6 protein-coding genes are annotated in these 6,591 nt (G+C 69.6%); 4 read left to right on the forward strand and 2 right to left on the reverse strand.

The genetic code is table 11. The features are described 5' to 3' along the window. The first annotated feature begins 100 nt into the window (after window positions 1-100). Window positions 101-2,284 (forward strand): bifunctional (p)ppGpp synthetase/guanosine-3',5'-bis(diphosphate) 3'-pyrophosphohydrolase, encoded by a 2,184-nt coding sequence (locus tag RMN86_RS16550; RefSeq protein ID WP_309606960.1) that lies wholly within the window; start codon window positions 101-103, stop codon window positions 2,282-2,284. 6 nt (window positions 2,285-2,290) lie between these two features. Here the strand turns inward: RMN86_RS16550 and RMN86_RS16555 are convergent, their stop codons facing one another. Together RMN86_RS16555 and RMN86_RS16560 are read right to left on the reverse strand one after the other, a co-directional pair. Beyond that, window positions 2,291-3,766 (reverse strand): carotenoid oxygenase family protein, encoded by a 1,476-nt coding sequence (locus RMN86_RS16555; protein WP_309606961.1) that lies wholly within the window; start codon window positions 3,764-3,766, stop codon window positions 2,291-2,293. Window positions 3,767-3,777: 11 nt separating this feature from the next. Then, on the reverse strand, window positions 3,778-4,272 hold the full coding sequence (locus RMN86_RS16560; RefSeq protein WP_309606962.1) for a DUF2141 domain-containing protein: 495 nt from the start codon (window positions 4,270-4,272) through the stop codon (window positions 3,778-3,780). 163 nt (window positions 4,273-4,435) lie between these two features. Here RMN86_RS16560 and pyrE point away from each other — a divergent pair, with 163 nt between their 5' ends. The 3 genes from pyrE to acpS all read left to right on the forward strand — a co-directional run bounded on the left by pyrE (window position 4,436) and on the right by acpS (window position 6,386). After that, complete coding sequence (gene pyrE / locus RMN86_RS16565) at window positions 4,436-5,020, forward strand: orotate phosphoribosyltransferase (RefSeq protein WP_309606963.1); 585 nt, start codon at window positions 4,436-4,438, stop codon at window positions 5,018-5,020. 168 nt (window positions 5,021-5,188) lie between these two features. After that, window positions 5,189-5,974: a pyridoxine 5'-phosphate synthase gene (locus tag RMN86_RS16570; RefSeq protein WP_309606964.1), complete on the forward strand. Its 786-nt coding sequence runs from the start codon at window positions 5,189-5,191 to the stop codon at window positions 5,972-5,974. Window positions 5,975-5,981: 7 nt separating this feature from the next. After that, complete coding sequence (acpS, locus tag RMN86_RS16575) at window positions 5,982-6,386, forward strand: holo-ACP synthase (protein ID WP_309606965.1); 405 nt, start codon at window positions 5,982-5,984, stop codon at window positions 6,384-6,386. Window positions 6,387-6,591 lie beyond the last annotated feature (205 nt).

Consider the following 6,591-nt stretch of genomic DNA (forward strand, 5'->3'; position numbering starts at 1 on the left):
AGGCGCAGACCCTCTCATCACCCAGGCGGCGCCTGACCCCGCCGCCGCCTTTAAGGACGCCCCCCGTTCCGCCTCACAGGCGCGATCCCGGCGTCCGACCATGCTCCGCCAGTTCGAGTTGATCGATAGGGTCAAGTCGTACGACCCCACGGCCGACGAAGCGCTGCTGAACCGCGCCTATGTCTACGCCATGCGCATGCATGGGGCCCAGAAGCGGGCCTCCGGCGACCCCTATTTCGCCCACCCGATCGAGGTGGCCGGCATCCTCACCGACTATCGCCTCGACACCGCGACCATCGTCACCGCCCTGCTGCACGACGTGATCGAGGACACCCCGGTCACCCGCGAAGAGATCGACCGCCTGTTCGGGACCGAGATCGGCGAACTGGTCGAGGGCGTCACCAAGCTTTCCAAGCTGGAGCTGTCCTCCGAACACCTGCGCCAGGCCGAGAACCTGCGGAAGTTCATCCTGGCGATTTCCAAGGACGTCCGCGTCCTGATGGTCAAGCTGGCGGACCGGCTGCACAACATGCGCACGCTGGAGCACATCAAGAGCCCGGCCAAGCGCGAGCGGATCGCCCGCGAGACGCTGGACATCTACGCCCCTCTGGCCCGCTCCATCGGCGTCCATCGCATCTGCACAGAACTTGAGGAACTGGCCTTCGAGCACCTCAACCCGGTGGCCCGCGACGCCATCGGCCGGCGGTTGGAGACCCTGCGCCACGATCAGGGCGGCGCGGTCAGCCTGGTTTCCGGCGAGATCGCCGCGCGGCTGGAGGCGGCCAATGTGCCCGCCCGGGTGTTCGGTCGCGAGAAGAACCCCTATTCGATCTGGCGCAAGCTGCAGCGCAAGTCGATCGGCTTTTCCCAGCTTTCCGACATCTACGCCTTCCGGGTGATCGTCGACACCGAAGACGACTGCTATCGGGCTCTGGGCGTCATTCATCGCGCCTGGCCCTCGATCCCCGAGCGGTTCAAGGACTTCATGTCCACGCCCAAGCGCAACAACTACCGCTCCCTGCACACCACTGTCGTCGGGCCCAAGGGTATGCGGATCGAGATGCAGATCCGCACCGAGGCCATGGACCTGGTGGCCGAGGAAGGGGTCGCGGCGCATTGGCGCTACAAGGACAAGTCCTATGGCTTCGATCTCGAACACCAGCAGGCCGCCGGCGGCCGCGACCCGATCGAGAACCTGCGCCACCTCGTCCAGGTGCTGGAACATGGCGGCGACGCCGAGGAACTGGTCGAGCACGCCAAGCTGGAGATGTTCCTCGACCAGGCGTTCGTGTTCACGCCCAAGGGGCGGCTGGTCAGCCTGCCTACCGGCGCCATGCCGCTGGATTTCGCCTACGCCCTGCACACCGACATCGGCGACACCTGCGTGGGCGTGAAGATCAATGGCGAGCTGAAGCCGCTGCGCACCGTGCTGACCAACGGCGACGTGGTCGAGGTGATCCGCGGCGGCAAGCCGGTGGTCCCGCCCGACTGGCGCTCGATCAGCATCACTGGGCGCGCCCGCTCGGCCATTCGCCGGCACATCCGCCAGACGGAAAAGGAAGAGTTCACCAGGCTCGGCCGCGCCACCGTCGACCAGACCTTCCAGGCCGCGGGCAAATCGCGCAAGGACGTCTCGCTGCGTCCCGCTCTCGACCGCTTCGCCGCCGCCACCGAGGACGACCTGTTCGACGCCGTGGGTCGCGGGCGCGTCTCCCCGCCCCAGGTTCTGGAGACGGTGTTCCCGGGTCTGAAAGCCGAGGAACACAAGGCCGCCACCGCGCGGCACCGTATCGAGGACGGAAAGTCGGCCAAGCTCTACGTCCGCGGCGGCGGCCTGACCCCGGGCGTCGCCATCCACTTCGGAGAATGCTGCTCGCCGGTGCCCGGCGACCGGATCGTCGGCATCCTGGAGCCTCCCCAAGGCGAAGAGGGCGGCAAGGGGTTGACCGTCCACACCATCGACTGCGAACGCCTTGCCGCCTTCGAGGACCAGGAAGAGGTCTGGCGCGACCTCCAATGGACGCCGGAAGCCGAGCGCAATTCCGTCGCCCGCGCCAAGTTGATCGCCACCATCCGCAATCTGCCCGGCGTGCTGGGCCAGGTCTGCACGATCATCGGCGAGGCTGGCGGCAACATCGTCCAGCTGAGGATGCACCACCGCCAGGCCGACTTCTTCGACGTGGACATCGACGTCGACGTCCACCACGCCCGCCACCTGACCCACATCGCCGCCGCGCTGCGCGCCAACCCCAGCGTCGAGACGGTGGACCGCCGCAAGACGTAGCGCGGCTCAGCTCGCCACGAACGCGCCGTGCAGACTGACCGGCAGGGCGCGGTCCATGCGCCAGGTGACCAGCGGCCCCGCCGCCACGCGGCCCGCGTCGAAGACGTGCAGCTCGGTGGCCTTGGCCGCCAGGTTGACGCTGGGCGCCAGCAGCCAGCCGTCCAGCTCCGCCGACCCGCCGGGCCGGGCCACGAACACCGCCTCCTCGACCAGATGCCCGGCCCCGAAGTTGAAGGCGTCCTCGCGCCCCGTCTTCCAGTCATGGGTGGCCAGGCCGTTGAACAGCGGCCCGCCGTCGCCCGCGCCGGTGGCGTGAACCGTATAGCGTCGCGCACGACCCGCGAACCGCCCGTCGGTGCGCGGGAATTCGGCGCTGACCCCGGTGCTCTCCAGGCTCGCCCGGCCGTCGGGGCGCAGGGCGACCAGGGTCAGGATCGGGCTGGGCTCCGGGGTCCAGACGCCCTGCATCAGGCTGCGCCCGTTGGCCGTGGCGAAACTGGCGTCTTTGCTCAGGCAGCCATCAAACCGCAGCGTCCCGTCGGTCTCTTCCCATGCCGCGCCATAGTGGAAGGCGAAGAACGCCGGCAGCTCATAGACGCGGCGCTTGCCGACGTCGGCCTTGTCGAGGACCAGCACCCGTGTTCCCCGCTCCGGCTTCCAGCTGAAGCTGTCGGCATAGGGCAGGGTCTGGCGATCCTGGATCCAGGGCTGCAGGATCAGGATCAGATGGCGCTCGGTGGCGGTGAAGTCGTGCACATAGCTCGCCGCGGGCAGGTCGATGATGTCGGCGGATTTCAGCCCCCCGTCGCGATCCAGGCGCCAGACGATCGCCTTGTCGCCGTTCAGGCCCAGGCTCCAGATGTCGCCGCCGGGTTCGCGCCGTGGGTGCGCCAGGAACGGCATGTGAACCAGGTCCGGCCGCAGGGTCTTGATCCCCTTGGTGGACAGGTCCCCGGCGTCCAGCGCGATCGGCGAACCGGCTTCCCACAGGGCCCAGATCTCGCCGCCCACCGGCATCACCGAGATGTTGCCGGCATTGGCGTCGTCGTTGTTCTCCGCCCGTGCGCCGCGCTTGGCCGAGGTGCCGAAGCCCGGCGTCACCACGGCGTTGGCGGCAATGTCGGTGCGCCGCTTGGGGGTGTCGATGAAGCGCGCGGCGACGCTGGCCTCGCCGTCGCGGATGCGGAAGGCGCGCATCAGGCCGTCGCCGTCGAACCAGTGATCCACCGAGCCGCCGGGCCGATGGAACTTGCCGGGCCCATTGCGATAGAGGCTGCCGGCCAGACCCTGCGGGCTGCGGCCGCCGATCCGGCGCATGGGCGTCGGCGACAGGTCTGCGTCGAGGTCGGCGAACGCCACCCGCCAGTCGAGGCCGGCGGCGGCGCCGGCGCTGAGCTGGCCGGCGGCCTGCGCCAGTTCCGGGGTGAGGATCGAGGCGATGGCGGCGCCCGACAGGGTCCGCAGCAGACGACGGCGGTTCATGGCCTGGTCCTTCAGTCGATGTCGAGGGTCTGGGCGTTGTCGCCGGCCGTCACCTCGAAGCTGGCGTCGGCCCACTTGGCCGGGCCCATGGCGCCGTGGGCGTTGTTTGAGAAGGCGAAGGGCTCGGTGGGAATGCCGAAGGGGTTGGTCCCCATCTTGCCGTCGCCGTTGACGTCGTGGAACGCCTTGATGGCGCAGCGGCCTGGTGCGAGCCCCTTGAAGGTTATCATCACCGCTCCGTCGCCGGACACGGGGATCATCGCCTGGCCCGTCACCGGCGCCTTGTCGCCATAGGCCGCCTCGCTGCAGGCCAGCGACAGCATGATCGCGCCCGTCCGGGTCTTCAGACCCTGGAAGGTCACGGTCAGCACGCCGGTTTGCGGCTCCGTGGCGCGGACCGGGGCGGGCAGGGCGCAGAGCGCGGCCAGCGTCAGGGCGGCGAGCGCGAGGTGGCGAGGGTCGGGGCGGGTGGGCATGACGGCGACTCCGAAACGGTTGACGATCACCACGCTATCCGGCGTCCCCAACCCTGTCCCGCGTGGACTCGTGGACCGCCGCGGCGCCTTCGCCAGCTGACACCTGCGCCATTGGCGCTGCGTGAGCGGCGCCGTGCGGCCCAATGCTCCGCTCCACCTTCCGACCGCGGCGAAAGAGCGCTATCCAGCGCCTATGACCACCGATGACGTCCTCGATGAATTCCGCGCCGCCGGCGCCCTGCGCGAAGGCCACTTCATCCTGGCGTCGGGCCGGCACAGCCCGATCTTCCTGCAGAAGAACCTGGTCTTCCAGTATCCCGAGCGGACGGCGCGCCTGTGCAGGGCCCTGGCCGAAAAGATCGAGGCCCGGTTCGGCAAGCCCGACGTCATCGTCTCGCCGGCGGTCGGCGCGATCATCCCGGGCTATGAGACCGCCCGCTGGATGGGCGTCCCGGCCATGTATGTCGAGCGCGAGGACGGGGCCTTCCGGCTGCGCCGCGCCTTTCAAATCGCCCCCGGCGCCAGGGTCGTGGTCATCGAGGACGTGATCACCACCGGCGGTTCGTTCCGCGAGGCTATCGAGCCGATCGAGGCGGCGGGCGGGGTGGTGCTCTGCTGCGCCTGCATCGTCGATCGCTCCGCCGGCCGCGCCGACGTCGGCTTCCCGCTGGTGGCGCTGGCGACCCTGGACGTCCCGTCCTATGCGCCAGGCGAGATCCCCCCCGACCTCGCCGCCCTGCCGGCGGAAGAGCCAGGGTCCAAGAGGTTGCGCGGATGATTTATCGAACCGCCAAGGCCGCCAAGAACGCCAAGGTTCCAGGCAAGCGCCGCGAGCGTTGGGTCTTGAATCCGCGCGCCATCCGTCGATCTGGTCGTCTTGGCGATCTTGGCGATCTTGGCGGTTCAAGTCTGGCTGACCGCTGCGCGGTCGCTGGGGGAGGGTTCCGTGAGTAAACTCCGCCTTGGCGTCAACATCGACCACGTCGCCACCGTCAGGAACGCGCGCGGGGAGGGCTATCCGGACCCCGTCCGCGCCGCTGAGATGGCGCTGGCCGCCGGCGCCGATGGGATCACCGCCCACCTGCGCGAGGATCGCCGCCACATCTCCGACGCCGACATCGACGCCCTGGCGGTGATCTGCCGCAGGCGCGGCCGGCCGCTGAACTTCGAGATGGCGGTGACGCCGGAGATGGAGGCCATCGCGCTCGCCCACCTGCCGCACGCCGCCTGCCTGGTGCCCGAGCGCCGCGAGGAAGTGACCACCGAGGGGGGCCTCGACGTGGTCAAGGGCCACAACGCCATCACGCCGGTCGTGCGCAGGCTGGCCGGCGCCGGACTTCGCGTTTCCTGTTTCATTGACGCCGACCTCGGCCAGGTGGCCGCCGCCGCCGCCGCCGGGTCCCAGGTGGTCGAGCTGCACGTCGGCGCCTACTGCCAGGCCGTGCGCGACCGCCTGCCGACCGCGGAGCGGCTGCTGGACAGGATCCGCGCCGCGGCGACCGAGGCGCATCGCCTGGGCCTGGAGGTCCACCTCGGCCACGGCATCGACTACGAGACCGTCAAGCCGCTGGCCGCCATCCCCGAGGTGATGGAACTCAACATCGGCCACTTCCTGATCGGCGAGGCGATCTTCATCGGCCTGGGTCCGGCGATCCAGCGGATGCGCGCCCTGATGGACGAAGCCCGGACAAGGTCCCCAAGGGAACTGGCGCAAGTCAGGCCCACGCGGTGAACGCGGCGTGATCCTCGGCCTGGGTTCCGATCTCTGCGATATCCGCCGGATCGCCGCGACTCTTGAGCGACACGGCGAGCGGTTCACTCACCGGCTCTATACCGAGCTGGAACGCACCCGCTCGGAGCGCAAGGCCGACCGCGCCGCGTCCTACGCCAAGCGCTTCGCCGCCAAGGAAGCCTGCGCCAAGGCGCTGGGCACCGGCATGCGCCGCGGCGTCTTCTGGCGCGACATGGGGGTGATCAACCTGCGCTCGGGCCAGCCGACCCTGGCGCTGACTGGCGGCGCGCTCGCCCGGCTGGAGGGGATGACCCCCGCCGGCCATCGCTCAGTCATCCACCTCAGCCTCACCGACGACCACCCCTACGCCCAGGCGTTCGTGATCCTCGAGGCGTTGCCGGTCGAGGGTTGAAGGCCAATGCCCGTTCGTCCCTCCAGCTCGTCATCACCCGCCCCCCAAATACCGTCATCCCGGCCGCCGCTCAGCGGCCCGTCTCTCATTGCGGAGCCCCCGGGCAAAGCCCCTCCCCCTGGCGGGGTGGGGTTGGGGTGGGGGTGCGGACTCGGCGGCGCGCATTGGCTCACTGGTCTTCAGTGCGACGGCTCCGAGGCAGAGC

It is taken from the genome of Phenylobacterium sp., assembly GCF_031360265.1.
Lineage (GTDB): Bacteria > Pseudomonadota > Alphaproteobacteria > Caulobacterales > Caulobacteraceae > Phenylobacterium.